This is a genomic window from Lacinutrix sp. MEBiC02595 (genome assembly GCF_053601555.1).
Genome location: NZ_JBSHNU010000201.1, coordinates 1 through 26213 on the forward strand (window position 1 = coordinate 1; position 26213 = coordinate 26213).

Annotated in this window: 27 protein-coding genes; 16 read left to right on the forward strand and 11 right to left on the reverse strand. The window is 32.3% G+C overall.

Annotated features, from left to right (window positions below; translation table 11 throughout):
• Positions 1–706: 706 nt before the first annotated feature.
• The 3 genes from ACVCZW_RS06320 to ACVCZW_RS06330 form a co-directional block, all read right to left on the reverse strand.
• Positions 707–1279 (reverse strand): hypothetical protein, encoded by a 573-nt coding sequence (locus ACVCZW_RS06320; RefSeq protein ID WP_452231963.1) that lies wholly within the window; start codon positions 1277–1279, stop codon positions 707–709.
• Between the two features lie 556 nt (positions 1280–1835).
• The gene (locus ACVCZW_RS06325; RefSeq protein WP_452229301.1) at positions 1836–2963 is read right to left on the reverse strand and encodes a tyrosine-type recombinase/integrase; all 1128 of its coding nucleotides are present in this window, start codon (positions 2961–2963) and stop codon (positions 1836–1838) included.
• Between the two features lie 59 nt (positions 2964–3022).
• The gene (locus tag ACVCZW_RS06330) at positions 3023–3577 is read right to left on the reverse strand and encodes a thioredoxin family protein (RefSeq protein ID WP_452229302.1); all 555 of its coding nucleotides are present in this window, start codon (positions 3575–3577) and stop codon (positions 3023–3025) included.
• 85 nt (positions 3578–3662) lie between these two features.
• Between ACVCZW_RS06330 and ACVCZW_RS06335 the strand changes: the two genes are divergently transcribed.
• Genes ACVCZW_RS06335 through ACVCZW_RS06345 form a run of 3 tightly spaced genes read left to right on the forward strand, consistent with a single transcriptional unit; the run spans position 3663 to position 5937 of the window.
• A complete protein-coding gene (locus ACVCZW_RS06335; RefSeq protein ID WP_452229303.1) occupies positions 3663–3998 on the forward strand; it encodes a tRNA-binding protein in 336 nt (111 codons plus the stop codon).
• A gap of 2 nt (positions 3999–4000) precedes the next feature.
• On the forward strand, positions 4001–4909 hold the full coding sequence (locus ACVCZW_RS06340) for a bile acid:sodium symporter family protein (protein WP_452229304.1): 909 nt from the start codon (positions 4001–4003) through the stop codon (positions 4907–4909).
• Positions 4906–5937, forward strand: a complete 1032-nt coding sequence (locus ACVCZW_RS06345; RefSeq protein WP_452229305.1) for a lysophospholipid acyltransferase family protein — start codon at positions 4906–4908, stop codon at positions 5935–5937. Before ACVCZW_RS06340 ends, ACVCZW_RS06345 begins: the two co-directional genes overlap by 4 nt.
• Before the next feature lie 336 nt (positions 5938–6273).
• Here the strand turns inward: ACVCZW_RS06345 and ACVCZW_RS06350 are convergent, their stop codons facing one another.
• Both ACVCZW_RS06350 and ACVCZW_RS06355 read right to left on the reverse strand, forming a co-directional pair.
• Positions 6274–6690, reverse strand: a complete 417-nt coding sequence (locus ACVCZW_RS06350) for a PUR family DNA/RNA-binding protein (protein ID WP_452229306.1) — start codon at positions 6688–6690, stop codon at positions 6274–6276.
• A 140-nt stretch (positions 6691–6830) separates the two neighbouring features.
• Positions 6831–8585, reverse strand: a complete 1755-nt coding sequence (locus tag ACVCZW_RS06355) for an ABC transporter ATP-binding protein (protein WP_452231964.1) — start codon at positions 8583–8585, stop codon at positions 6831–6833.
• Positions 8586–8731: 146 nt separating this feature from the next.
• Between ACVCZW_RS06355 and ACVCZW_RS06360 the strand changes: the two genes are divergently transcribed.
• From ACVCZW_RS06360 to yajC, 4 genes are all read left to right on the forward strand, one after another.
• Positions 8732–9835: a Glu/Leu/Phe/Val family dehydrogenase gene (locus ACVCZW_RS06360; protein WP_452229308.1), complete on the forward strand. Its 1104-nt coding sequence runs from the start codon at positions 8732–8734 to the stop codon at positions 9833–9835.
• Positions 9836–9941: 106 nt separating this feature from the next.
• Positions 9942–10853 (forward strand): transcription antitermination factor NusB, encoded by a 912-nt coding sequence (gene nusB / locus ACVCZW_RS06365; RefSeq protein ID WP_452229309.1) that lies wholly within the window; start codon positions 9942–9944, stop codon positions 10851–10853.
• 60 nt (positions 10854–10913) lie between these two features.
• Positions 10914–11486 (forward strand): DUF1573 domain-containing protein, encoded by a 573-nt coding sequence (locus ACVCZW_RS06370; RefSeq protein ID WP_452229310.1) that lies wholly within the window; start codon positions 10914–10916, stop codon positions 11484–11486.
• 5 nt (positions 11487–11491) lie between these two features.
• Positions 11492–11788: a preprotein translocase subunit YajC gene (yajC, locus tag ACVCZW_RS06375; protein WP_452229311.1), complete on the forward strand. Its 297-nt coding sequence runs from the start codon at positions 11492–11494 to the stop codon at positions 11786–11788.
• A 459-nt stretch (positions 11789–12247) separates the two neighbouring features.
• On the opposite strand, the gene ACVCZW_RS06380 is transcribed toward yajC, so the two are convergent.
• The 3 genes from ACVCZW_RS06380 to pepT all read right to left on the reverse strand — a co-directional run bounded on the left by ACVCZW_RS06380 (position 12248) and on the right by pepT (position 15530).
• Positions 12248–13573 carry an APC family permease gene (locus ACVCZW_RS06380; protein ID WP_452229312.1) on the reverse strand — a complete coding sequence of 442 codons (1326 nt, stop codon included), beginning with the start codon at positions 13571–13573 and terminating at the stop codon, positions 12248–12250.
• 93 nt (positions 13574–13666) lie between these two features.
• Positions 13667–14224, reverse strand: coding sequence for a hypothetical protein (locus tag ACVCZW_RS06385; protein ID WP_452229313.1), 558 nt, complete (start codon positions 14222–14224; stop codon positions 13667–13669).
• Between the two features lie 67 nt (positions 14225–14291).
• Positions 14292–15530 (reverse strand): peptidase T, encoded by a 1239-nt coding sequence (pepT, locus tag ACVCZW_RS06390; RefSeq protein WP_452231965.1) that lies wholly within the window; start codon positions 15528–15530, stop codon positions 14292–14294.
• A gap of 131 nt (positions 15531–15661) precedes the next feature.
• Here pepT and ACVCZW_RS06395 point away from each other — a divergent pair, with 131 nt between their 5' ends.
• Entirely contained in the window at positions 15662–16693 is a 1032-nt protein-coding gene (locus tag ACVCZW_RS06395; RefSeq protein ID WP_452231966.1) for a quinone-dependent dihydroorotate dehydrogenase, read from the forward strand.
• Here the strand turns inward: ACVCZW_RS06395 and ACVCZW_RS06400 are convergent.
• The gene (locus ACVCZW_RS06400; protein ID WP_452231967.1) at positions 16679–17593 is read right to left on the reverse strand and encodes a T9SS type A sorting domain-containing protein; all 915 of its coding nucleotides are present in this window, start codon (positions 17591–17593) and stop codon (positions 16679–16681) included. The genes ACVCZW_RS06395 and ACVCZW_RS06400 overlap by 15 nt on opposite strands.
• A gap of 97 nt (positions 17594–17690) precedes the next feature.
• On the opposite strand from ACVCZW_RS06400, the gene ACVCZW_RS06405 reads away from it, so the two are divergent.
• The 8 genes from ACVCZW_RS06405 (at position 17691) to ACVCZW_RS06440 (ending at position 25151) form a co-directional block, all read left to right on the forward strand.
• The gene (locus ACVCZW_RS06405; RefSeq protein ID WP_452231968.1) at positions 17691–18308 is read left to right on the forward strand and encodes a LysE family translocator; all 618 of its coding nucleotides are present in this window, start codon (positions 17691–17693) and stop codon (positions 18306–18308) included.
• Positions 18309–18358: 50 nt separating this feature from the next.
• On the forward strand, positions 18359–19225 hold the full coding sequence (locus tag ACVCZW_RS06410) for a hydroxymethylglutaryl-CoA lyase (RefSeq protein WP_452231969.1): 867 nt from the start codon (positions 18359–18361) through the stop codon (positions 19223–19225).
• Positions 19226–19323: 98 nt separating this feature from the next.
• Positions 19324–19827, forward strand: a complete 504-nt coding sequence (locus ACVCZW_RS06415) for a ferritin (RefSeq protein ID WP_452229319.1) — start codon at positions 19324–19326, stop codon at positions 19825–19827.
• A 347-nt stretch (positions 19828–20174) separates the two neighbouring features.
• Complete coding sequence (locus ACVCZW_RS06420) at positions 20175–21338, forward strand: hypothetical protein (RefSeq protein WP_452229320.1); 1164 nt, start codon at positions 20175–20177, stop codon at positions 21336–21338.
• 354 nt (positions 21339–21692) lie between these two features.
• A complete protein-coding gene (locus tag ACVCZW_RS06425; RefSeq protein WP_452231970.1) occupies positions 21693–22151 on the forward strand; it encodes an FMN-binding protein in 459 nt (152 codons plus the stop codon).
• Positions 22152–22655 carry a hypothetical protein gene (locus tag ACVCZW_RS06430; RefSeq protein WP_452229322.1) on the forward strand — a complete coding sequence of 168 codons (504 nt, stop codon included), beginning with the start codon at positions 22152–22154 and terminating at the stop codon, positions 22653–22655.
• Between the two features lie 97 nt (positions 22656–22752).
• On the forward strand, positions 22753–24225 hold the full coding sequence (gene guaB / locus ACVCZW_RS06435; RefSeq protein WP_452229323.1) for an IMP dehydrogenase: 1473 nt from the start codon (positions 22753–22755) through the stop codon (positions 24223–24225).
• Positions 24226–24419: 194 nt separating this feature from the next.
• Positions 24420–25151 (forward strand): energy transducer TonB, encoded by a 732-nt coding sequence (locus ACVCZW_RS06440; RefSeq protein ID WP_452229324.1) that lies wholly within the window; start codon positions 24420–24422, stop codon positions 25149–25151.
• 163 nt (positions 25152–25314) lie between these two features.
• On the opposite strand, the gene ACVCZW_RS06445 is transcribed toward ACVCZW_RS06440, so the two are convergent.
• Both ACVCZW_RS06445 and ACVCZW_RS06450 read right to left on the reverse strand, forming a co-directional pair.
• The gene (locus ACVCZW_RS06445; RefSeq protein ID WP_452229325.1) at positions 25315–25482 is read right to left on the reverse strand and encodes a hypothetical protein; all 168 of its coding nucleotides are present in this window, start codon (positions 25480–25482) and stop codon (positions 25315–25317) included.
• Between the two features lie 42 nt (positions 25483–25524).
• On the reverse strand, positions 25525–26172 hold the full coding sequence (locus ACVCZW_RS06450) for a class I SAM-dependent methyltransferase (protein WP_452229326.1): 648 nt from the start codon (positions 26170–26172) through the stop codon (positions 25525–25527).
• Positions 26173–26213: the final 41 nt, after the last annotated feature.

Below are 26213 nucleotides of genomic sequence, written 5' to 3' on the forward strand. Positions count from 1 at the left end.
CAACGTGTTTGTATATGCTTTGTTGCGTGATTAAGCAACTAAGTTAGTAAATAAAAACGGAATAGAAAATCCGCGAGGATTTTCGTAAACAAGCTAGAACTAGCAATAAAATATATACGGTGTTATGCACTGGTTTTATTACTTTTTTTTCCGCAAGAGTTACATCCAACGAACTTTATTATTTTATCAATTTATTCTTTTTTACCTTAAAATCTCAAAAAAAAATCGTTTTTCATTCCCCTTTTTTTTTCGAACGTTTTGGAGTTCTGTAATTCAGCACGAATCCTTGGGTTTCTAAATTTTGATCGTTAAAAACTAACTTGGGAAAATCCGTTTTTCATGCAGTTCAGCCGTAATATTTAGCGGATCAGTTTTTTATTCAAAACTTTTTGGTTTGCTAAATTTCCGATGCGAAAACCGACTTTAGCGAGTCGAAATTCAACATGATTTTTCACAACATTTTTCAATTTCGTTTGAGTGGAGTCTCGAGTTTTTTTACAATTCAGATTTTCATTTTCCCTTTTTTAAAAATCTAAAAGTTTGAAGTTAAGCACTGTTTTTGCTGGTTTTGACAACTTGTGCATAACGTGTTTGTATATGCTTTGTTGCGTGATTAAGCAACTAAGTTAGTAAATAAAAACGGAATAGAAAATCCGAGAGGATTTTCGTAAATAAGCTAGAACCAAGCAATAAAATATATACGGTGTTACCACACGTTTTTTCTTATGCTTGAAATTACATCATCAATATTTTCATCGTCTGCGATTCTATATTTTGTATAACCCATTGGCGTTTTATATCCGACTAATTTTTCCGTTTCGCTTTCTGTTTTACTTTCGTCAAATCCAATTCCATTCCAGATAAACGGTTTGTATCCTTCGTAAATAAATTTGTGAGGAATTATTCCATATACGTTGTGATGTTCGGTTGGTAAATCCGATAATTCTTTTGGAATATGTCCATTCGTTATCTTATATTCTTTAATGTCTTTTAATAACTCAATATATTGATTTTCTGCAATTTTACCGTAAACAACATTAGTTAAAATCATTGTTATTGAAAAGGCCAGAAAATATAGAGTTCCGAAACCAGCAAACTTCAAAATCCTCTTTTTTTTAAAAATCCAATATATTCCGCTTATAATTAACAAGAAGAGAAAAATTCCGAATGCAATAAAAATCAAATTTTCGATTGAGTGGCTGTCAAAAAAAGTCCATTGTATATCGACTAATATTAACCAAATTAATATTCCGATAATTACTTTTAATATGAATCTCAATGTTTTTTTCAAATGTGTGGTAACGTGTTTGTATATGATTAGTGGCGTGTTTCAGCACCTAATTTAGTAAATAAAAACGGAATAGAAAATCTGCAAAGATTTTCGTAAGCAAGCTATAACTAGCCATTAATTATATACGTTGTTATCTATAGGTCTTTTCATAGTTAGCCAGAGTTCAGATGTTTAAATTTTTATATAAATATAATTTAGGAATTCTGATTTTAGCAATGGTTTAAGCGCAATGATACGTTTCTACTGTCCAGATTAGCACAGATTGGTTTTTCTGCGTGTAATTCAGTCGTAACGATAAACGCAAGCTTTTCAATCTTAGTTTATAAAATCAAACAGAATCCAATCCGTAACGTTTTTCAGATTACATTATTCATCTGAGTAATTATTCCCTTGTTGGAAGTTCAGACTTATAGATTTTCCAATAATTTTTGTTGGTGAGTAACTTATAGATAACTAGCTTATACAATTGTAAAATACATCTTTATACACCCAATAAAGGTGAAAGGTAGTGTATTGGTACATCGTTTGTTTTTCTAAATTTAGGTTAAATTTCAAAATCATCAAAAGGATTTTTAATTTTTTCTAAACTAATAGTACTAACATGTGTATAGATCATAGTTGTTTTTGGACTATTATGACCTAAAAGCTCTTGAATAAACCTTAAATCAGTTCCGTTTTCTAGTAAATGTGTAGCATAGCTGTGTCGTAAAGTATGCAATGTAACATGCTTTTTTATTTTGGTTTGGGCTAATATTCTTTTTAATACTTGTCTAGCACTTACTGCTGAATAAGAACCTCCATATTGTCCTTCAAATAGATACTCTTTTGGGGTATAACTTTTATAATATCTATGCAAAAGGATAATCATAGTTACCGATAATGGTATATATCTGTCTTTTTTTCCTTTTCCTGCTTTCACATGTAATAATTTACGCTCTAGATCCAAAGCGTTTAGCTGTAAACTTAACGCTTCCCCAATTCGTAAACCGCAAGAATAGAGCAAACATAAAAGTGTTTTGTGTTTTAAGTTTTTTGCGCCATGTAAAATTTCTTTCACTTCTTCCAAACTCAAAACCTCCGGTAAACGCTGAGATTTTTTAGGTCTGTCTAAAGTTTCTAAATCTATTTCTAAATTTTGTGTCTGTTTAAAAAAAAGCTTAACCGCATTTACTAATTGATTTTGATACGTGTAAGAGTAATTATTTGCTAATATATAATTGGTGTTAAAATCTATTAAATCGTCATTTGTAATTAATTCGATTTTTTTGGAATGGTGATACTTAAAAAACATAATTAACATAGATTCGTAAGTCTGAATCGTATTAAAGCTATAACGTCTTAGATGCATCCATTTTACAAATTCTTTAATTGGGGAAATAAACTCTTCCTTTAAAGCTTGTAAACTTAGATTTTGTTTTTGTTCTCCTTTTCGATATTTATTCATGAGCAAACTATAGTCTACCACATGCTGTTTCGCTCTTAAATGTTTATACAAATTGTTTACATTGGTTTTACTAAACGGAATATAATATTCGCTATAATAATGGCTCCATTTTACTAATGGAAATTTCTTCACATATTCTCGAACTTCAATATTATATTCAAAACAAATTAAAATTCGCTCTTCATAGTTGTAATTCTTAGGTTTTAAAGTAATGTAGATTTCTTGCATAATTTATATTTAGACCAACCTTTAAATATAGAAAATAAACTACACAAAAGCAAGCGGATTTACTTCCATTTAATATTACATCCAATACTCGGTTTTTGAAGTTTTGTGTTTTCCGTTTTATCCAAAATGCAATCCAAAGCATGACGTAAATCAAATCCGGAAACAGCAACGCCATTTCCAGGTCTAGAATCGTCTAGCTGTCCGCGATAAACTAAATGTAAATCGGCATTAAAAACATAAAAATCTGGAGTGCAAGCTGCATCATAAGCTTTCGCTACTTGCTGCGTTTCGTCATATAAATAAACAAAAGGATACTGGTTATCTTTTGCGTGCTCTTTCATTTCTGCTGGTCCGTCCTGCGGATAATTCTCCGCATCATTACTAGAAATAGCTATAAATCGAACACCTAAACCTTCATAATGCTTTGCCATTTGAACTAAAATAGGATTTACATGAATCACAAACGGACAATGATTACATATAAACATCACAACAGTTGCTCGTTTTCCTTTTAATTGCTGAAGTTGTAATCGCTTATTGGAAACGGTATCCAACAATTCAAAATTCGGAGCTTTAGTCCCTAACGGAAGCATATTAGATGGTGTTCTTGCCATAACTTAATTTTTGACTAATGTAAAAAAATAAAAATCCAAAAAGCAAAATCTAAAATCCAAAAACAATATTTTGTACATTTAGCGCATGAGTAATACAATAAATTTTGATGATTTTGCTAAAGTCGATTTGCGAGTAGGTACTATTATAGAGGTGAACGACTTTCCGGAAGCCCGAAATCCTGCATACCAACTTACCATCGATTTTGGTGCTTTAGGAATTAAAAAATCTTCCGCGCAAATAACAACTTTATATAAAAAGGAGGATTTACTAAACAAACAAATTGTTGCTGTTGTTAATTTTAAGAAAAAACAGATTGGTAAATTTATGAGCGAATGCTTAGTTGTTGGTGCTGTAAATAACAAAGATGTTATTTTATTAAATCCGGAAATGAAAGTTAAAAACGGAACTACTGTAGCTTAAGTATGGCAGAGTTAGACGATGTGAAAATTAATTTTGATTCCAACGGACTTTGGGTCTTAAACATAGCACTTGCTGTAGTTATGTTTGGCGTCGCTCTTGGTGTAACGCTTGACGACTTTAAAGAATTGTTTAGGCAACCAAAAGTAGTTTTAATCGGTATACTTTCGCAGTTTGTACTATTACCTTTTGTAACCTATCTTTTTATTTTGTTTATAAAACCACAAGCTAGTATTGCTCTTGGTATGATGATGGTTGCTGCTTGTCCTGGCGGAAATATTTCTAATTTTATGACGCATCTTGCAAAAGGAAATACAGCGCTTTCCGTTAGCTTAACTGCTTTTGCAACTTTTTTAGCCATGGTTTTAACGCCTATAAATTTTCAGTTTTATGGAAATTTATACCAACCTACAGCACAACTATTACAGAATGTAGAACTAAATTTCTTCGATTTAGTAAAACTAGTGCTACTTATTTTAGGTATTCCGCTAGTATTAGGAATGACCTTACGTAGTAAAATGCCTGAGCTTGCACAAAAGCTTTCCAAAATATTAAAACCTTTTTCTATATTCGTTTTTGTAGGTATTGTTGTTATTGCTTTTTCCAACAATTTAGATATTTTTAATCAGTATATCGATAAGGTGTTACTTATTGGAATTAGTCATAATATTTTAGCGCTTGCTTTAGGTTTCTTTGTTGCTAAAGCTTTTGGTTTATCTTTTAAAAATCAAAAAACCTTAGCTATAGAAACCGGAATTCAAAACTCTGGTTTAGGTTTATTACTTATTTTTACTTTTTTTAACGGACTTGGCGGAATGGCATTAATGGCCGCTTTTTGGGGGATTTGGCATATTGTTTCTGGTTTATGTTTGTCCTTTTATTGGTCTTCAAAATCTAAAAAAGAAAGCATTTGAAACTACTTTGGTTACATCTTATAAGAACGTATATTAGAATAGGACTTTTTTGTTATTACAAAAGTTTTAAGGTGTATCATGTGGAAAATGTACCCAAAAACAAACCAGTGCTGTTTTTAAGTAATCACCAAAATGCACTTATCGATCCGTTATTAATTGCCACAAAATCAGGTCGTTTCTGTTACTTTTTAACGCGAGCTTCGGTTTTTAATAAACCAATAGTCGATAGGTTTTTACGCAGTCTGCAAATGCTTCCTGTTTATAGAATTAGAGATGGTTGGAGTAGTGTAAGTAACAATAATTCTATATTTTCTGCATGTTCCAATATTTTAAAACAACATAAAGCAGTTGCTATTTTCCCAGAAGGAAACCATCATTTAAATCGAACCGTTAGACCGCTAAGTAAAGGTTTTACACGTATTGTTTTCGAAACCTTGGATAAGTATCCAGATTTAGATTTGCAAATTATCCCTGTTGGCGTTAATTATATAAAAGCAGATCAATTTGTGGATAGTACCTCTGTTTTCTTCGGAAAGCCAATAGCTGCAAAAAACTATCTTTTAAAAGATAAAAAGCAGGCAGTTAATGCGCTTAAAGCGGAAGTGAATCAGGGAATTTCAAAATTGACAACCCATATTCCTGCTGAGAATTATGAGGAAACGATTGCCAAGTTGGAAGAAAATCAAGTAGATTTTTTAAATCCGGAAGCTGTAAATAAATGTATTGCTTCTAATTTTGAAGCTTGCCAGAAGCACGTAAAACCTAAAACTAGTTTTTTAAAATTAGTTATAAAATATATCCTTCTGGCAAATTTTATATTTCCATTTATGGTTTGGAAAAACTATGTGAAACCTAAAATTAAAGAAATTGAATTTGTAGCAACCTTTAGATTTGCGATTTATATTACACTATTTCCTATTTGGTTTTTTATTCTTGTCGTGATTTTAGGTTTATGCTTTGGTTGGCAGGTAACTGCTTTATATGTTTTGGTGATTTCTACTTTGGCTTTGTATTATGTGAAAGCTTAATTTACATGAAAACCGCTTCGCGTTTTGGGTCAACTCTTCAAATTTATTAGTTGTAATTCTGAATGTATGTGGCTCTCCTCTTAAGTTTAAGAGGAGAATGAATTTTAATTTTCCATTTAGAAAATTAGAAGAAAGAGGAGTTTGTAATGCTTGTAAAAACCGCTTCGCGTTTTAAGTCAAACTCTCCGAATTTCCTTTTAGAAAATCCACCTCTCTTTAGCTAAAGAGAGGAGCAGGTTACAATTGTGATTTTTGTTATTAAAAAAGAGGGGTTTTTAAAACAAAAAAAAACCGTTACTAAAAGCGACGGTTTTAAAATTCTAATGGTATTCGATATTAAATATCGTCGAAATCTACATCTGTAAATCTGCTTTCTGCAGGTTCCGAAGTTTCCGTTGTTTCTGAAGTTGCTTCAGCAATTGGACTTTCTGCTACAGCTTCGGTGTTATATTCTTTTTTAAAATCTTTTTGGTGACGTTCGCTAATTACTTCATCTCCTTTTTCAGATATAATATAATCTGTCATTTCAGCTAAAATACTATTGAATTCAGTAAAGTCTTCTTTGTATATATAGATTTTATGTTTTTTGTAGTGAAAGGAACCATCATCATTAGTAAACTTTTTACTTTCCGTAACTGTTAAGTAATAATCTCCTGCCTTTGTTGCTCTAACATCAAAAAAATAAGTGCGTCGTCCTGCTCTTAATACTTTAGAATAAATTTCCTCTTTCTCCATCATTCCATTGGTTTCCATAGTCTTGTTTTTATATTAAGGTTTCATTAATAGAAGTCCAAAAATCAAAAAAAAATACATAACAACCAACTAAATATTATAAATATTTTTAAACAGATGATTTATAATAAATTTATAACGGAGTGAAAAATATAAAAGGACTACGCTTTTTCAGATAGTTGCTTCACATAGAGCTCTTTGTAATAGCCATCTTTTTCAATAAGTGTATCGTGCGATCCTTCTTGCACAATTTTTCCGTCGTCTAAAACAATTATCTTGTCTGCATTTTTAGCCGAAGAAATTCTATGACTTACAATTATAGTTGTTTTTCCCTTAGATAGTTTGTTTAAGCTTTTAAGTATTTTCTCTTCCGTTTCGGTATCTACAGCAGATAGACAATCGTCAAACAATAATATTTGCGGATCTTTAAGTATTGCCCTAGCAATCGATACACGTTGTTTTTGTCCGCCAGAAAGTGTGATTCCGCGTTCGCCTAAAACGGTTTCATAGCCTTTAGTGAACCCAATAATATTTTTGTGTACTTGCGCATATTTTGCTGCTTGTATCACTTCTTGGTCTGTTGCGTCTTCTTTACCAAATTTAATATTGTTATTAATAGTATCACTAAACAAAAAGGCGTCTTGCGGTACATAACCTATACTATCTCGTAAACTGTTCAGGTTTACTTGATCTATTGGTTTATTATCTATTAATAATTGTCCGTTTTTAATATCATAAAGTCTAGCTATTAAATCTAGAATAGTAGATTTTCCAGAACCTGTTTTCCCTATAATAGCTAAGGTTTCTCCTGGTTTTATAGAGAAGCTTACATCTTTTAAAGCTTCAATATTGGTGTCGTCATATATAAAGGAAACGTTTTTAAATGTAATGCTTCCTTGTATAATAGAAGCTTCGCTAACCTTATTTTGAATTTCTGGTTCTATTTTTAAAAAGTGATTGATACGTTTTTGAGATGCTTCTGCTTGTTGTATTATAGAAGTTACCCAACCAACAGTTGCAACAGGCCAAGTAAGCATGTTCACGTATATAATAAATTCAGCAATGGTACCTAAGCTTTCAATTTCGCCATTGATATATTGTTGTCCGCCAATGTAAATAACGATCAAGTTACTTAAACCAATAAGTAAAATCATAGTAGGAAAAAATAATGCTTGTACTTTTACTAGGCTTAATTGTTTTTCTTTACTGGTAGTAGAGAGCGTATCAAAATTAGTAAAGGTTTGTGGCTCCATGCCGTAGGCTTTTATAATAGAAATTCCGCTAAAAGATTCTTGTGTAAAAGTAGACAGTTTAGAAAGGTACTCTTGTACAACAGTGCTTCGTTTATGTATTTCTTTACTTACTTTAAATACAATAATAGATAATATTGGTAAAGGTATTAACGTGTATAAGGTTAGTTTTGGCGCTTGGCTATACATCGATCCAATAACAATAATAAAAAGGGTAATGGTATTGATGCTATACATAATTGCGGGTCCTACATACATACGTACTTTACCAACATCTTCACTAATTCTATTCATTAAATCTCCTGTTCTATTTTTTTTGTAAAAATTTAGAGACAGTTTTTGGTATTGTTGGTAGACTTCGTTTTTTAAATCAAACTCAATATATCTTGATACATTTATAATGGTTTGTCGCATAAAAAAGGTAAGTACTCCAGTAATTAACGCAGCACCAATTATATATAGAATATTTTCAAGCAATTCTGCTTTTACGAATTGTATATCTGTAATGTTCCCTTTTCTATATTCATCTACTACATTGATAGATTTTCTAATGAGTCTAGGTGTATACAGTAAAAAGATCTTGGATATAATAGTTATAAAAATACCAAAGATTAAACTAAACTTATATTTTAAAAAGTACTTATTTAAGTGTTGTAATTCTTTCATTTACACGAGTAGTGTTTATTTTATTTTTTAACAATTTCATAATTTAATGCCAATTATGTTGCGTTTACATGAATATTGGTTTAATTTTGCACGTTGTTTTTTACAAATCATCAAAACAACAACCCTAACTTTAAATTTAAAATTAAATGGTTTCAGACGTTATTAATGCAAATGATCTAAAAAAAATAGATCCAGTTTTTGGACAAATGTCTTTCGATGATCATGAGCAAATTGTTTTTTGCAACGACAAAGATACAGGTTTAAAAGCAATTATTGGAATACATAATACAGTATTAGGACCTGCACTTGGAGGTACCAGAATGTGGAATTATAATAATGAATGGGAAGCCTTAAATGATGTATTACGTCTTTCTCGTGGTATGACTTTTAAAGCAGCAATTACAGGTTTAAACCTTGGCGGAGGAAAAGCGGTAATTATTGGAGATGCTAAAACCCAGAAAACACCAGAACTTATGAGAAAGTTTGGTGAGTTTGTTCATTCTTTAAGCGGAAAATATATTACTGCAGAAGATGTTGGTATGGAAACTTCAGATATGGATTTAGTTCGTGAAGTTACTCCTTACGTAACCGGTATTTCTGAAAGTAAAGGAGGAGCAGGGAACCCTTCACCAATAACAGCCTATGGTGTGTTTATGGGGATGAAAGCTGCTGCAAAATATAAATTTGGAAGCGATATATTAGAAGATAGAAAAGTAATTGTTCAAGGTATTGGTCATGTTGGTGAATCTCTTGTGGAGCATTTAACGAATGAAGGAGCAAAAGTTATTATCTCTGATATTAACCAAGAGCGCCTGCAAGAAGTTAGCAAAAAATACGGGGCAACTATTTATACTGGAAACGATATTTATAGCGAAGCGGTAGATATTTATGCACCTTGTGCCTTAGGAGCAACAATTAATGATGATACCATTAATAGAATACAAGCAAAAATTATAGCAGGAGCTGCTAATAATCAATTAGCAGAAGAAGCAAAACACGGGGCAATTCTTCAAGAAAAAGGCATCGTTTATGCACCAGATTTTTTAATTAATGCTGGAGGAATTATTAATGTGTATGCAGAGTTAGAAGGTTACGATAAAAAAGAAATTATGCGTAAAACACAAAACATCTATAATACTACGCTGGAAATTTTATCTAATGCAGATACTAATGGAATAACAACCAATCAAGCGGCACTTAATATTGCAAAAAGTAGAATAGAAGCAAGAAAAGTAGAAAATTCAAAATAATTCTTTTTAAAACACTATAATATCAAGGCGAAAGTAACTACTTTCGCCTTTTTTAATCTAAGTTCTTTTTTATATGCTTAATAGAAGACACATTCGTATTAAAGTTATGCAAATCCTTTACGCTTTTAAAGGAGGCGAAAGTGACAATTTCAGTAAAGACCAGCGGTTTTTATTACAGAGTATCGATGGTATGTACAACCTGTATTTGCTTTTAATGTCCTTATTAATTGAGGTGCATAGAAAAGCGGAAATAAACATAGAAAAAACACAAAAAAAGCTTCTCGCTACCGCAGAAGACAAAAACCCAAACAAGAAATTAGTATTTAACGAAGTCTTTTTGTTGTTAAAAAACGACCCAGAACTTCTAGCAGATATTGAAAATCATAGAATCACTAACTGGCAGTTAGATGATGAATATGTAGATATTCTTTTCAGAGAAATATTAGCAAGTGATTTGTATGCCGAATACATGCAAACAAAAACGTCTACCTTCAAAGAAGATAGAGACTTTGTTGTGGATGTTTTTAAAGAAATTATAGCGCCTAACGAAAAACTTTACGAATACATTGAAGATAAGAATTTAACTTGGTTAGATGATTTACCTATAATTAATACGGCTATTTTAAAACTATTAAAAAAGGTAAAGGAAAACACAAAGCCAAATTATTTTGTACCTGATTTGTATAAAGATGAAGACGATAAAAAGTTTGCCATTGATTTATTAAAGAAAACGATCTTAAATCAAAGCACTCTTGCTGCAGAAATTGAAGGAAAAACTAAAAATTGGGATGCAGATCGTATTGCAAGCATTGACTATATATTATTGCAAATGGGGATTTGTGAAATGTTAAACTTTTCCTCTATTCCAGTAAAAGTTACTATTAATGAGTATCTAGAAATAGCAAAAGAGTACTCAACGCCTAAGAGTAGTGTGTTTATCAATGGTGTATTAGATAAGTTGGTGAAAGAATATGAAGCCGATAAAAAGTTAAATAAAATAGGTAGAGGATTGCTGTAATTGTAAAATTTATTACATTTACAGTTCGAAAATAACGTTGAACAATTTAAAAAAAGAATTATGAAAAAAGTATTATTAGGTTTAAGCGCATTTTGCTTAATCGCTTTTACTTCATGTAAAGAAGATGCATCAAAGAAAATTGATGACAAAAACGTTGCAGAAGCAGCAGAAAGAGATGCTAATGTTGGTGATTTTCCAGTTTTAACATTCGATAAGAGTGAGCATGATTTTGGTGAAATTGAAGCTAAAACTCCAGTAGAAACAGTATTTACTTATAAAAATACAGGAAAAACGCCTTTAGTAATTACAAATATTAAAAGTACATGTGGTTGTACTGTACCTCAAGATTGGTCTAAAGAACCTTTAGCTCCAGGAGAAGCAGGTAAGTTTACAGTAAAGTATAATGGTTCTGGTAAAAATGCCGTTTCTAAAACGATTACTGTAACTGCTAATACAGAAACAGGAAAAGAAACTGTTAAGATCAAAGCTTTTGTAAAAGCAGATCCTAATGCACCTGTAAAAACGCCTGTAGCAAATAAGCAACAAGTACAAGGTATTCCTGCAGCAGCAAATGCAGCAACACAAATGAAGTCTAGTACGCAACCAGGTCACGAAGGTCATAACCACGATTAACAAACATGGGAGAAATAGGACAATTTTTACCGTTTATAGCAATGTTTGCTGTAGTGTATTTCTTTATGATTGCACCACAAATGAAACGTGCAAAACAAGAAAAAAAGTTTGCTAGCGAACTAAAAAGAGGCGATAAAGTAATTACTAAAAGTGGTTTGCATGGTAAAATAGCAGATCTTAACGATAAAGATAACAGTTGTGTTATTGAAACTATGGCTGGAAAGTTAAAGTTTGATCGTTCTGCAATTTCTTTGGAATTGAGTAAGAACTTAAACGTTTCACCAACAGAAATTAAGAAGTAAGAAATAAATTTATTTCTATACAAAAAAGCATCCTATTTAGGATGCTTTTTTAGTTTCAAGTATCTAGTTATTTTGTTCTGATAGAAGTTTGCGTCTTTAATTTTTATACTTGATAATAAGATGTAGACGTTGTTTATATCGTTTAAAATGGTTTCGAATTTTATAAAATAGGATTCACCTTTCTGTAACTAAAGTGAAATGCAAGTAACAAGTAGTATTTTGCCAAACAAAAGAATTAAGTTCAATTATTTATTTTGCAGTGATCAGTCATCATGCAGTTTTATTTTTTGATAATACTCACGTTTTTCTAATTTGTATTAACTCTTTTTTCCATTCCTTTTTTCCATTCGTTTGATAAAGTGGCAATGCTCTTAATTACAAATTGTCTTTTTAATAAGTATATAATTAAACCTAAATTGGCCCTTTATTTCTGCAGGCTTTAATATAGATACTAAGGATCTAATTTACCAGTTTAGGTGTATTCTTTTTCTTTTCTGAAAATCGCCAAGCTCCGAAAGCAAGTAGTGTATATAAAATTAGGATGGCTAACATTTGTTGCCAATTATTTGTGAATTCATAATATAAAATTAAAAGACCACCAATACTTAATCCGATAATAGAAAGTATGGTTAAAAAATACGAAGAATTTGTTTTATCTCTAATTTTGAAATTGGCAATCGCCATTAATAAGGAAACTAAAAGAAAAGTAACACTACCAAATTCTAGAATTAATTCTAATCCACCAGCGAGTATTAAAACACTAGAAATGGTTGCCATTGCTATAATTGCATTTTGCGGACTATTATTTTTTCGGATGGATAATATTGCGGGAAAAAAACCGTCTTTAGCAATAACAGACATTTGTCTAGAGGAACCAAAAACGGTTCCGCTAATTGCGCTACTTGTTGCTAAAATGGCGCCTAAAATTACCAGGTTTGTACCTAAACTTCCCAATATATTTCCTGCACCAGCGGCTAAAGCAAATTCTTTATTTTTTATAATTTCTTCGGTAGGAATAGCAAATAAAGCACCCATTGAAATTACAACGTAAATCAAAATGGCTAACGTGATTGCACTATAAATGGCTCTTGGAATGTTTTTTTCGGGATTTTCCATTTCATTCACCGCGTTAATAACTAGTTGAAAACCTTCATAAGAGACAAAGGTCAAGGATGCCACAATTAAGATGGAAAAAATACTAGAGTTTTCTAAATCTAAAGCCAAATTTTCAACAAAAGTGCCAAAATCTGATGTTCCGTGTGTCATTAATACTACCGAAATAATGGTTAATACCACAAGTTTAGTGTACACCATTAAATCTTCAATTTTCCCCATTCCGTTAACGCTCCAAATATTTATAAACGTAAAAACAGCGATAATACCAATGGCTACACTTTTTCTAATCCAAATGTTATCGGCAAAATCGGTACTACTAATGGCATACGATGAAAAAGTATATGCATAAAGTGCTAACGTGCTTATGTATCCGAAAATTATAAACCAACCAATGGCAGAAGCCGAGAAATTGGAGTTTGGATAGGTACGTTTAAAGAACGAATATGTGGCGCCTTCATCTTTATAATAAAGCCCTAATTTCACATAAGAATATGCCGCTAAAGCTGCAATTAAACCACCAATAATTATTGCAAATGGGGTTAGATTTCCAATTAGGGAAACAGAAATTCCTAGTATGGTGAAAATACCACCACCAACCATTCCTCCAAGAGCAATCGCTATTAATTCGGCTAAACCTAAATTCTTATTTCTGTTTCTGTGTTGGCTCATATTTGTATGAAATATAATGTTTAATAGATTAATCGTTGTTCTTTAAGAATACTTAAAAAGCCAAAACAATTTTGTTTTGGCTTTTATAAAATATTAAAATCGATATCCAATTCTTGCATGTAAATTAACAGCAACATCTGCTTCACCTATAATTCTTACATTTTTTTCTTTAAAGTAATGAATGTATCCAATGCCAAATCCTGCTTCGTAATTAAATTGCTTACCAATATTTCTTCGAATACCCCAAGTTGGTACAATGGTAATATCACTAATTAAATTAATATTGTCATTACTAGAAGCAAGGATTAGATCTGGATGATATTGTGTTTTTATAGAAATAAAATTTCCGCTATTGCCATCTATTCTTTTAGACTTAGATTTTCTCTTACTAATATTATAATACCATCTTGGTTCTAGCGAAATGGCTGTTCCAAGAATAATATCTGTGGAGTTACTTCTAATAGTTAAACCAGTATCAAAACCTAGTTCACTGCGAAGACTAATTCTATTTGTTAATTTGGCCTCATGGTGTAACCAAGCTCCTAAAATTCCTATTTGCACTCCAAAAACAGATTTTTCAACACTTGCATCTTGTGCTTTTGTTAATAATGCGAGTAGGCAAAGAGAAAAAGTTAATACTATTCTTTTCATTTTTTTTAAAGCGAATTTGAGTTTTATATGTTATGATTATTTACAAGAACTAACGAAATGCGGAATATTATTTTTTCTCAGCAGTCAATTCACAAATCTTACAAATTACTTCGGTAGCTTTTATCATACTTTCTACAGGAACGTATTCGTATCGTCCGTGAAAATTATGTCCTCCAGCAAAAATATTCGGACAAGGTAATCCCATATAACTAAGTTGTGAACCATCTGTACCACCACGAATTGCTTTAATAAGTGGTTTAATATTTAGTTGCTTCATCGCTTCTTCCGCAATATCTACAATATGCATTACAGGCTCTACTTTTTCCTTCATATTGAAATATTGATCTTTAATTTCAATGGTAATTACTTCACGTTCGTATTGTGCATTTAGCTCATCGGTAAGTTTTTGCATCATTTCTTTTCGTGCTTCAAAATGTTCTTTATCATGATCACGAATTATGTATTGTAAAACGGTTTCTTCAACTTCACCTTTTATAGAATATAGGTGAAAGAAACCTTCATAACCTTCGGTATGTTCTGGCGTTTCCAATCTTGGTAACGAGTTAATAAACTCTTGCGCAATGTACATGGAGTTTATCATTTTTCCTTTTGCGTAACCAGGATGTACAATTTTTCCTTTTACTTTTACAACCGCTCCTGCAGCATTGAAGTTTTCGTATTCTAGTTCGCCAATCTGACTTCCATCCATCGTGTAAGCCCAATCTGCGCCAAATTTTTCGACATCAAAATGGTGTGCACCACGACCAATTTCTTCGTCTGGAGTAAAACCTACTCTAACTTTTCCGTGTTTAATTTCTGGATGCTGAATTAGGTATTCCATTGCCGAAATAATCTCCGTAATACCAGCTTTATCATCTGCTCCAAGAAGCGTCGTTCCGTCAGTTGTGATTAGCGTTTGTCCTTTATATAACAATAAATCTTCAAAATAATCTGGAGAAAGTACAATGTCTTCCGCAGCATTTAGAATAATATCTTTTCCGTCATAACTTTCAATAATCTGAGGTTTTACATCTTTTCCTGTAAAATCTGGAGTCGTATCAAAATGCGAAACAAATCCAATCGTTGGTACTTCATGGTCCACATTACTTGGCAAAGTAGCCATGATGTACGCCTTGTCATCAATAGTGACATCTTGCATGCCAATAGCTTTCAGCTCTTCGACTAGCGCATTTGCTAAATCCCATTGTTTTGCTGTACTTGGTGTGGTATCACTTTCTGGATCCGATTCTGTATCTACTATTACATAACCTACAAATCGCTTTATTATATCTTGTTTTGAAATCATTATATCTATAATTTTTAAGAATTCGAGTACGCTAACTTAATAACCTTTTAGGGTTCAAAGTTACGATTAATCCGCTTTATATAAATTGTTAATCACATTTTTTAGAATTACTTTTGCACAAACAAGGATAGATGTACAAATTACTACTAAGACCATTATTTTTTCTTTTCGATCCAGAGAAGATTCATCATTTTACTTTTTCGTTAATTCGTTTGACCTGTAAAATCCCAGGATTTTCAAGTTTGTATAGAAGTTTATATGTTATTGAAGATGCTAAACTAGAACGAAAACTCTTCGGTTTAACCTTTAAAAACCCTGTTGGATTAGCTGCTGGTTTCGATAAAAATGCCATTTTATATAACGAATTATCCAATTTCGGATTTGGTTTTATAGAAATAGGAACCGTTACGCCTAAAGGACAAGCAGGAAATCCGAAACCACGTTTATTCCGTTTAAAAGATGATCAAGGAATCATCAACCGAATGGGTTTTAATAATGAAGGTCTAGAAACTGCAATTACACAATTAAAAAAGAATAAAGGGAAAGTGATTATCGGTGGAAATATTGGTAAAAATACCCAAACAAAACCGGAAGATTATACCAAAGATTATCTGGAATGCTTTAACGGTTTGCATCCGTATGTAGATTATTTTGTGCTTAATGTGAGCTGTCCAAATGTTGGTAGCCATGCAAAATTAAATGATAAAGACTATTTATTAGAATTAATTGGCGCCGTGCAAAAGGCGAACCATACGTTTGAAATACAGAAACCAATTCTACTTAAAATTGCTCCAAATTTAAATAACGGACAATTAGATGAAATTATAGATCTTATTGCAGAAACTAATTTAGATGGTGTAATTGCAAGTAATACATCTACAGATAGAACAGGTTTAAAAGCAACCGACGCTAGACTAACCGAAATAGGAAATGGCGGTGTAAGTGGAAAGCCAGTTAAGGAAAAGTCGACACAAGTCATTAAATATTTAGCCGATAAGAGTAATAAAGCATTCCCAATAGTTGGAGTAGGAGGAATTCATTCTGCAAAAGATGCACTAGAAAAAATAGAAGCAGGAGCAGACTTAGTCCAGATTTATACCGGTTTTATTTATGAAGGTCCTGCGCTTATTAAAAAAATAAATAAGGGGTTACTCCAAAATTAATTTCTGCGTTTTTGTATTTCCAGAAACATCTGTTAATCGCACTAAATACATTCCTTTACTTAATGCATTTAGATTTAATTCTATTTTAGAGTTGTTTTCTACGAGGACACTTTTTACTATGCTTCCAAGTATATTATAAATTTCTATATTTTTAATGGATGGAGCGTTGCTTATCGTTGTGTTTCCGGTACTCGGATTAGGGAATATTTTTAGACTTTCTAACGGATTTACTTCGGCCACACTTAACAAGTTCGTTAGTGTTACCGTTAACGAACCAATAGAATTTCCATTAAAAGGAGCTATTGCGTTAGCGCCGTCAAAAATGGAAATTGGTGTATTTACATCTGCATTACTCGAAGTATAATTAGTTCCAGCATCTGTTCCAGCATCATAAACATATAACATAGGAATAGATATCGAGGTTTTCCAGTTACCTGATGTATCCATTAATTCTAAATCATCAATAGCCATCATCCAATCTGGACTAGGAGCTACCATTGTAAATAGGGAAAGTATTGGAAACGCACTACTAACATTCAAATCAGAAATAGTAATCGTTCCTGCAGCAGAACCTAAAGACGGACCGTAAATATATTGCTCCGCATTACCTGCATTAATAGCATTTTGTACATCTACATCTTCAAAAATAGCATTGGTTCCACTTTCGGCTATTAACTCAATACCTTGGCTAGCCATAGTACCAACTTCTATAAAGGAAACATTACTATTATGATTAGTACCAACTAATCTAGACCAATGGTCATTTGGCGGAATGGAAGTATGATCTGTTGCATTCCATGTGCTTGAAAAAACAATAGTATAGGTAGCAATAGATTGTGCTTGTATATCATTAAAGATACTTAATACTATTAAAGAGAGTAAAAGTGTAATTCTTTTCATGAGGTTCGTTTTTTTTTATAGTCGAAATTATTTTAGAATACTTACTGCATAGATTATCTATTTAAAACCTTATTTTTATAAAAAAAAAAATAGAAACTTGGATTACGATTTACTTCTTTCTTTTGTTTTAGCGACTTCTGCGTTAGCGTGTTCTCCCGGACCAGATAATATTTTTGTGTTAATGCAAAGTATTACGAATGGTAAACAATATGGTTTGGCAACCGTTGCTGGTTTAATTTCAGGATGTATAGTACATACCACATTAGTAGCTTTTGGTGTATCTGCAATTATTAAAGCAAATGACAATTTGTTTTTTGCAATAAAATTATTAGGTGCTTTATATTTACTTTTTCTAGCATACAAGGTTTTTAAAGGGGATTCTAGAATAGAGTTTAATAATACCAGTGCGCCAAAAAAGAGCTTAATGCAGTTGTTTAAACAAGGTTTTATCATGAACGTTTTAAACCCTAAAGTTTCTATTTTCTTTTTGGCATTTTTTCCAGGATTCTTGTTTAGTGATACCATGAGTACAATAACACAGTTCTATATTTTAGGGTTTCTGTTTATGGGCGTTTCCTTAATCCTTTTTTCTATTATTGCTATTTTAGCAGGATCTATTTCCGATTATATCAAACAAAATAAGAACGTAGGTGTAGTATTAAAATGGTTGCAGATTGTTGTTTTTATAGGAATTGCAATATTAATATTACTTTAAAATCTAAATCGTTTTCGTTAACACGAATCTTTTCTATCTTTGGTCCTAATATGGAAAACAAGCACGTAAAAGTTATTGAATGTCCTCGAGATGCTATGCAAGGTATAAAAGAGTTTATACCAACAGCACTTAAGGTACAATACATTCAGTCTATTTTGAGAGTAGGTTTTGATACGGTGGACTTCGGAAGCTTTGTATCTCCAAAAGCAATTCCGCAAATGGTAGACACTGCAGAAGTTTTAGCACAATTAGATTTAAGTAAAACGACAAGTAAATTATTATCTATTGTTGCAAATTTACGTGGTGCGGAAGCTGCTTGTCAACACCCAGAAATAGATTACTTGGGCTATCCTTTTTCTATCTCCGAAAACTTTCAGATGCGTAATACACATAAAACCATTGCGCAATCGGTTCTTATTTTACAAGATATTTTAGACGTCGCTCATAAGCACAACAAACAAGTTGTAGTCTATATTTCTATGGGATTTGGTAATCCGTATGGTGATCCTTGGAATGTAGAAATTGTTGGAGAATGGACCGAACGGTTAAGTAAAATGGGAGTAAAGATTCTTTCGTTAAGCGATACGGTAGGAACTTCTAATCCGGAAAACATAAACTATTTGTTTTCTAATTTAATTCCTAAATACCCAGAAATAGAATTCGGAGCACATTTACATACCACGCCTTCTTCATGGCACGAGAAAGTAGATGCAGCATACAAAGCCGGATGCAGACGTTTTGATGGCGCAATTCAAGGTTTTGGCGGTTGCCCGATGGCAAAAGATGAACTTACAGGTAATATGCCAACCGAAAAAGTACTCTCGTATTTAACTACTAAAAAAGCACATGATTTGAATGCTTTGTATTTTGAAAGTGCGTATAACGAAGCCACTAAAATCTTTACCAAGTACCATTAAATTTAACGATTTTATAGGAATTTGCTTTTGGTGTTTCGTGCTAAATGCAATACTTTTATACAGATAAACGAACACACACACTTTTTAAAATTATACCTATGAATACTATTATTGAAAAATTACTTAATGACCAAGTGAAATTTGAAGCACAAGCTTCTATGCAATATTTAGCAATGGCTTCTTGGGCAGATGCAAATGGATTTAATGGTGTTGCAGATTTCTTTTATAGTCAGTCTGAAGAAGAACGTGTTCACATGCTTAAGCTTGTAAAATTTATTAATGAAAGAAGCGGAAATGTAGCCATCCCAGCATTAGAAAAACCAAAAGAATCGTACAGTGGTATTATAGAACTTTTTGAGAAATTTCTTCAGAGTGAAATCTTTGTTACCGAACAAATTAATCATGTGATCTTTGAAAGTTTACAGAATAAAGAATATAGTATCCATAATTTTATGCAATGGTATGTAAGTGAACAATTGGAAGAAGAAGCACTTGCTAGAACATTATTAGATAAGCTAAACATTATAGGAAATGATAAATCTGGTCACTACCTTTTTGATCGCGATGTAAATGCTATTGCTGCAGCGAATGCGAAGCAATAGATAAACGGTTGACAATTAAATGTTAAAAGATTCCATTATTGGAATCTTTTTTTTGTAATTTTGTTCTTATTTAGAATAAATTAAAATAATGCAAACAGATATTACTCCCAAATTAGCGCCTGTAATTATTACATCCTGTCTTGTTTACTGTGATGTGAATAAGAAATCTAAATGCTGTAAAAAGTATAAGAAGAAGGGGAAGTCTAATTGTAAACGTTGCCCTAAACTATAAAATATTCTTTTATTTAAAATAAGTCTAAATAAAATTGGTCTAATTCAATTTCATTTCTATTTTTGCACTCGAAAAATTATAATTTATTTATAATAAGTCTAAATAGAATTAAAGAATGAAAAGAATTTTACTTTCAATTGCAATGTTAACCGCAACAATAGGGTTTTCTCAAACCGTTGTTCAAGATACAACAGCATCAAAAAATCAACAAGTTAACGCAGCGCAAAACATTTTAAATGGCTCTGCATCCAAAGGAATAACTATTGGTGGTTATGCACAAGTAGATTACAACCAACCAGAAGGAGATAATGGAAGTCTAGATGTACACAGACTAGTGATGCTTTTAGGCTATAAATTTAGTGATAAAGTACAGTTTGTTACAGAAATAGAATACGAACACGTTAAAGAAGTGTATATCGAACAAGCATTCTTAAACTATAGCCTAAACGATAAAGTAAACATTCGTGGTGGTTTAATGTTAGTACCAATGGGAATTGTTAATGAATACCATGAGCCAACCGTTTTTAATGGTGTGGAAAGACCAAGCATGGACAAAAGCATTGTACCAACTACATGGCGAGAAATTGGAGTAGGTATTGCTGGTAAATTGGATAATGCTTCTTTACGTTACCAAGCATATATTTTTAATGGTTTCACCTCTTTAAATGGAGATAAAACTTTAGGAGGAAGTAATGGTTTGCGTAACGGACGACAAAAAGGAGCAGAGTCTACTATTAACACACCTAACCTTTCTGCAAAAGTAGATTATTATGGTATTTCTGGTTTGCGTTTAGGATTATCTGGTTATTTTGGAAGAACCCAAGCAGAGGACGATATTCAAGAAACTCCAGGAGCAGATGTAGGTATTAATATGTTTGGCTTAGATGCGCGTTATATTAAAAAACGTTTTTCTGCTAGAGGACAATATATTCATGCACTAATTAGTGATGCAGATGCTTATAACACGGCAAACGAAGCAAATCTTGGTAGTGAACTAAAAGGATGGTATGTAGAAAGTGCTTACAATCTTTTACCATTATCTAAAGAACAAAAATTAGATGCTTTTGTTCGTTATGAACAATATGATACGCATGCCGCGACTAAAGATGCAGCAATTTCCAGAAATTTAGCTTTTAATAGACAAGAATGGACTGCAGGTTTAAGTTATCACATTGCTAATGGAGCAGTAGTAAAAGCAGATTACCAAGTTTTAGATAATGCAGCAAAAGGTAATGAAGCAACAGGGCAGTTAAATATTGGCTTCGGCGTTTGGTTTTAAAATAATTTGGGCATTACCCTACTTCGCAAAAAAGCTTCGTAGGGTCGCGCTTTCCACTTAAATCTTTTTTTGTTTTCATTCCTTTTTAGAAAGGAATGAAAACAAAAAAAGGATAACGTTACAATCGCTAATGCGTAACCACCTCGTCACATCATGACACTGCTACTAGTTATGAAAGAGAATTAAAACTCCTTCCATTTTTTTAACGGAAGGTGGCTTTAAGCACTAGAAGAGTTTAAAGACGGAAGGGATAAATAATAAGCTATAATTATATACATTTGTACAATGAAAATGAAACACGTTTTTATACTATTCGTCTCGATATCTTTACTGTCTTTTAACTTGCCTAAAAACTTGCAGAAAAAGGTAGATAAAGAAATTAAAGATACCTTTAGTGTAGAAGCTTTTGCGTTTAATCCTATTCCTATTTCTTCGGAAATCGCGCAAACATTACCAGCTACTTTTGGAAGTGATAATCTATTCGAAATAAAAACAGAAGATTCCCTTTTAGGATATGCATACGTTGCAAAAGCGCCAAGTAAAACTGATGCATTTGATTATTTGGTTCTATTAGATCCAGAACTTATTGTTTTAAAAACCAAAGTGCTTATTTATAGAGAAGATTATGGTGGAGAAATTGGTAGCAAACGTTGGCTAAAACAATTCATAGGAAAAACACAAGAAGATGAATTACGGTATAATGATAATATTATGGCAATTTCTGGTGCAACTATTTCTGTGCGATCTATGACAAATGCTATGAATAACCTATTGGCATCTTTAAAAATCCTTCACCAAAAAGAAATCCTATAAATGCAACTTAACGGTTTAATTCAAACGTTTCCTAAAGAACTTAAGTTGCTTATTGCAACCTTTGTTGTAATATTAAGTATTGGTTTTTTTACAGGATTATTGTTTGTTGGTGAAACCTCTTCCGCAGCTCCTAACGGTATTGAAGAACAATATGTAGGAAATGAAGCAGATGAAGATGCAACTATAATGAAATTTAAAAAGAGCGAACAAGAAATGCTCACCTTAGTACATGGACATATTTTATCTATGGCTATTATTTTCTTTTTAATCGGACTTATTTTAAGCACAACGAACTTGCCTAAAAAACTCAAAATTTTCTTAATGATAGAACCATTTATTTCTGTGGTACTTACCTTTGGAGGTATCTTTTTTTTATGGAAAGGATTGCTTTGGATGAAATATATTGTCATGTTTTCGGGTACTTTAATGACACTAACCTTTTCGCTTTCCGCTTTCATTATTCTTTTGCAATTGTTTTCCAGAAAGCAAGCACTTCTAAAATAATCTGTATTTAAAAACTATTAAAGCAACTTCTTTTCCTTTTAAAGCTTTAAATGAAAAAAAAGCGTAGATTTGTATGCAATTATATCTTAATTGCAACATGACAGCACACAACAACAAAATTGTAGGAGAAGGTTTAACTTACGACGACGTACTTCTAGTTCCAGCGTATTCCGAAATACTTCCACGCGAAGTCAATATTCAAACAAAATTTTCACGTAACATCACAATAAATATTCCAATTGTATCCGCAGCTATGGATACCGTTACCGAAAGTGCTATGGCAATTGCTATTGCTCGTGAAGGCGGAATTGGTGTGTTACATAAAAATATGTCTATTGCACAACAAGCAAACGAAGTTAGAAAAGTAAAACGTGCCGAAAGTGGTATGATTACAGATCCTGTTACTTTAACCTTAGATGCAAAAGTTTTAGATGCCAAACAAAATATGGCAGAACATGGTATTGGTGGAATTCCGATAGTAGACGAAAACGGAACGCTAAAAGGAATCGTTACCAATAGAGATTTACGTTTTGAAAAAGATAATACAAGACCAATTGTAGAAGTAATGACTAGCGAAAATCTAGTAACTGCTTCTGTTGGAACTTCGCTACAAGATGCCGAAGGTATTTTAAACAAACACAAAATTGAAAAACTACTTATTGTAGACGAAAATTATAAACTAGCTGGTTTAATAACCTTTAGAGATATTACTAAGGTGACGCAAAAACCAATTGCGAATAAAGATAGCTTTGGTAGACTTCGGGTTGCAGCAGCACTTGGTGTAACAGCAGATGCCGTAGAACGTACAGAAGCTTTGGTGAAATGTGGCGTAGATGCTGTAATTATTGATACTGCTCACGGACATACCAAAGGTGTGGTTCTTGTTTTAAAAGAAGTTAAAAAGCGGTTTCCAGATTTAGATGTCATTGTTGGGAATATTGCAACAGGAGCAGCCGCTAAATATTTAGTAGAAGCAGGAGCAGATGCTGTAAAAGTTGGTATTGGCCCAGGTTCTATTTGTACCACTCGTGTAGTTGCGGGAGTAGGTTTTCCACAATTTTCAGCAGTGTTAGAAGTAGCAGCAGCAATAAAAGGTTCTGGTGTTCCAGTAATTGCAGATGGAGGAATACGTTACACAGGAGATATACCAAAAGCAATTGCGGCAGGAGCAGATACAGTGATGTTAGGTTCTTTGCTGGCAGGAACTAAAGAGTCTCCAGGTGAAACTATTATTTACGAAGGAAGAAAATTCAAATCATATCGAGGAATGGGTTCTGTGGAAGCCATGAAACAAGGAAGTAAAGACAGATATTTTCAAGATGTAGAAGACGATATTAAAAAACTAGTTCCAGAAGGAATTGTTGGTCGTGTACCATATAAAGGAGAACTTTATGAAAGTATTCATCAGTTTGTTGGTGGTTTACGTGCAGGAATGGGGTATTGTGGTTCTAAAGATATTGAGACTTTAAAAGAAATAGGCCAGTTTGTAAAAATTACAGCATCCGGAATTAATGAAAGTCATCCGCATGATGTAACGATTACTAAAGAATCTCCTAATTACTCTAGGTAATAACGAATTCTTGTGAAAACAAGAACTTCTTAATCCTTTATAATAGTACTAATTCCTGCGAAAGCGGGAATTTTTTTTATGGTAACATTTAATTTAACCAATTAATAGTCAGTGTTTTGGTTTTTGAAAGCTGATAATTATCATAGTATTTCATTAAAAAAAATAGTAATTTAATTACTATAAATTTTAATGCTATGGAACTAAAGAAAAATCCTAATATTGAAGTAGGTAGAAACAGTAGTATTTATTTTCTTATTGGAATAAATCTCATGCTATTGTTTACTTGGCAAGCTTTTGAATATAAATCTTATGAAGGAGAAACTAGGAAGCAGGATTTTGTTCAAATAGAACAAGAGTTAGAAGAAGATATTCCCATTACCAATTTAAATACACCACCTCCGCCACCTCCAGTAGAGGTTTCTACTCCAGAAGTAATTACAGTAGTAGAAGACACAGAAGTAGTGGAAGAAACGGTTATTGAAAGTACAGAAACCAGTCAGGAAGAATATATGGAAGAGCGCGAAGTGGTGGAAGTAAAAGATGTGGTAGTAATAGATGAAATAGAAGAAGAGATTGAGGTTGCATTTGCAGTTGTAGAAAATGTTCCCGTTTTTCCAGGTTGTACAGGAAATAATAATGAACTAAAAAAATGCTTTAACGATAAAGTATTAGAACATGTGAAAAAGACCTTTAAATATCCAGCACAAGCACAAGAGTTAGGCATACAAGGTAAAGTGTATGTGATGTTTATTGTGGATAGCAGAGGATATATTAGTAATATTAGAACAAGAGGTCCTAATTCATATTTAGAAACGGAAGCTAGTAGAATTATTGATGCTTTACCAAAAATGATTCCTGGAAAACAGCGTAATAAACCTGTAAATGTACCTTATTCTATTCCTATTTCATTTCAGTTGGAACAATAAATAACATTTCAGGAGTTTGTAATGAAGCAGCGTTCCTCTTTTTTTAATAGGAGAATGAATTTCAGTTTTCTTTTTGAAAATAGGAGGAAAGAGGAGTGGTTACAGAAATTATGTAGTATTGTTTTATTTCTTTTTTTACTGTGCATCCTTTTCTACTCCTAAATTATTTTTGGTTTTTGGTTTTTGATTTGTCTTTGGTTTCCAAATTAGCTGGCACGCGTCCTTGTTTTTGTAGTATTACCTGCCATGCTTCATGTGGTAAATTTTTTTCTTTTTCGGAAACTATATGGATATCTGTTTTTAATTTTTGGAAGGAGTCGTCGTTTGCCATAATGATTTATTTTAAAGTTTAATAGATGCTATTTAGCTTTACTTATTTTAATACATGAATCATGGTCTTCGCTTGCAGGCTTTTTCCACCAAATGGATTGACAATAATTTCTTTGCAATTAGGAAGCAATCGTTGTATTAGATCCACAAAGGCGTTAATATTATGACCTGGTAAAACCTTGCATTTTTCTGCGTTATTTAAAAATATACTAAATCCGAAATTGGATAAAGCATACATCTTAAGAATAGTCTCGCGATTTTCTTTATTCTGATCGTCTTGAATTACAGAAAGACTACCGATAGAAAAGGACCAGTCGAAATTAGCATCCGATAAAGGCATTTCTAGAAAATCGACACAAGCAAATGTTGCTTTAGCATCCTTTATATGGATTTCTTTTCCATAGGTATAAAAGTCCTCTAATATTTCAACGCCAAAATAGTGGCCATCAAATCCTTTAGAATTTCTCAGATAGGAAAGAAAACTACCCAATCCAGATCCAACATCCAAAACACTTTTGATTTCGTTACAAACTTGAAATGGATATACAGAAGCAGCCTGATAACTGCCATTTGCAGAATCTTTATTACGCCATCCTACAGTTAGATGTTCTAGTTGCTGTATAGGTATATTCTTTGCGTTTATCGATGGCATCTTGTTATAAAAGTCTTGTATTCTATCCTTTCTATTCATCTTTATATTCCGTTTTTGCTAACGTTTTGTGTGTAATTAAA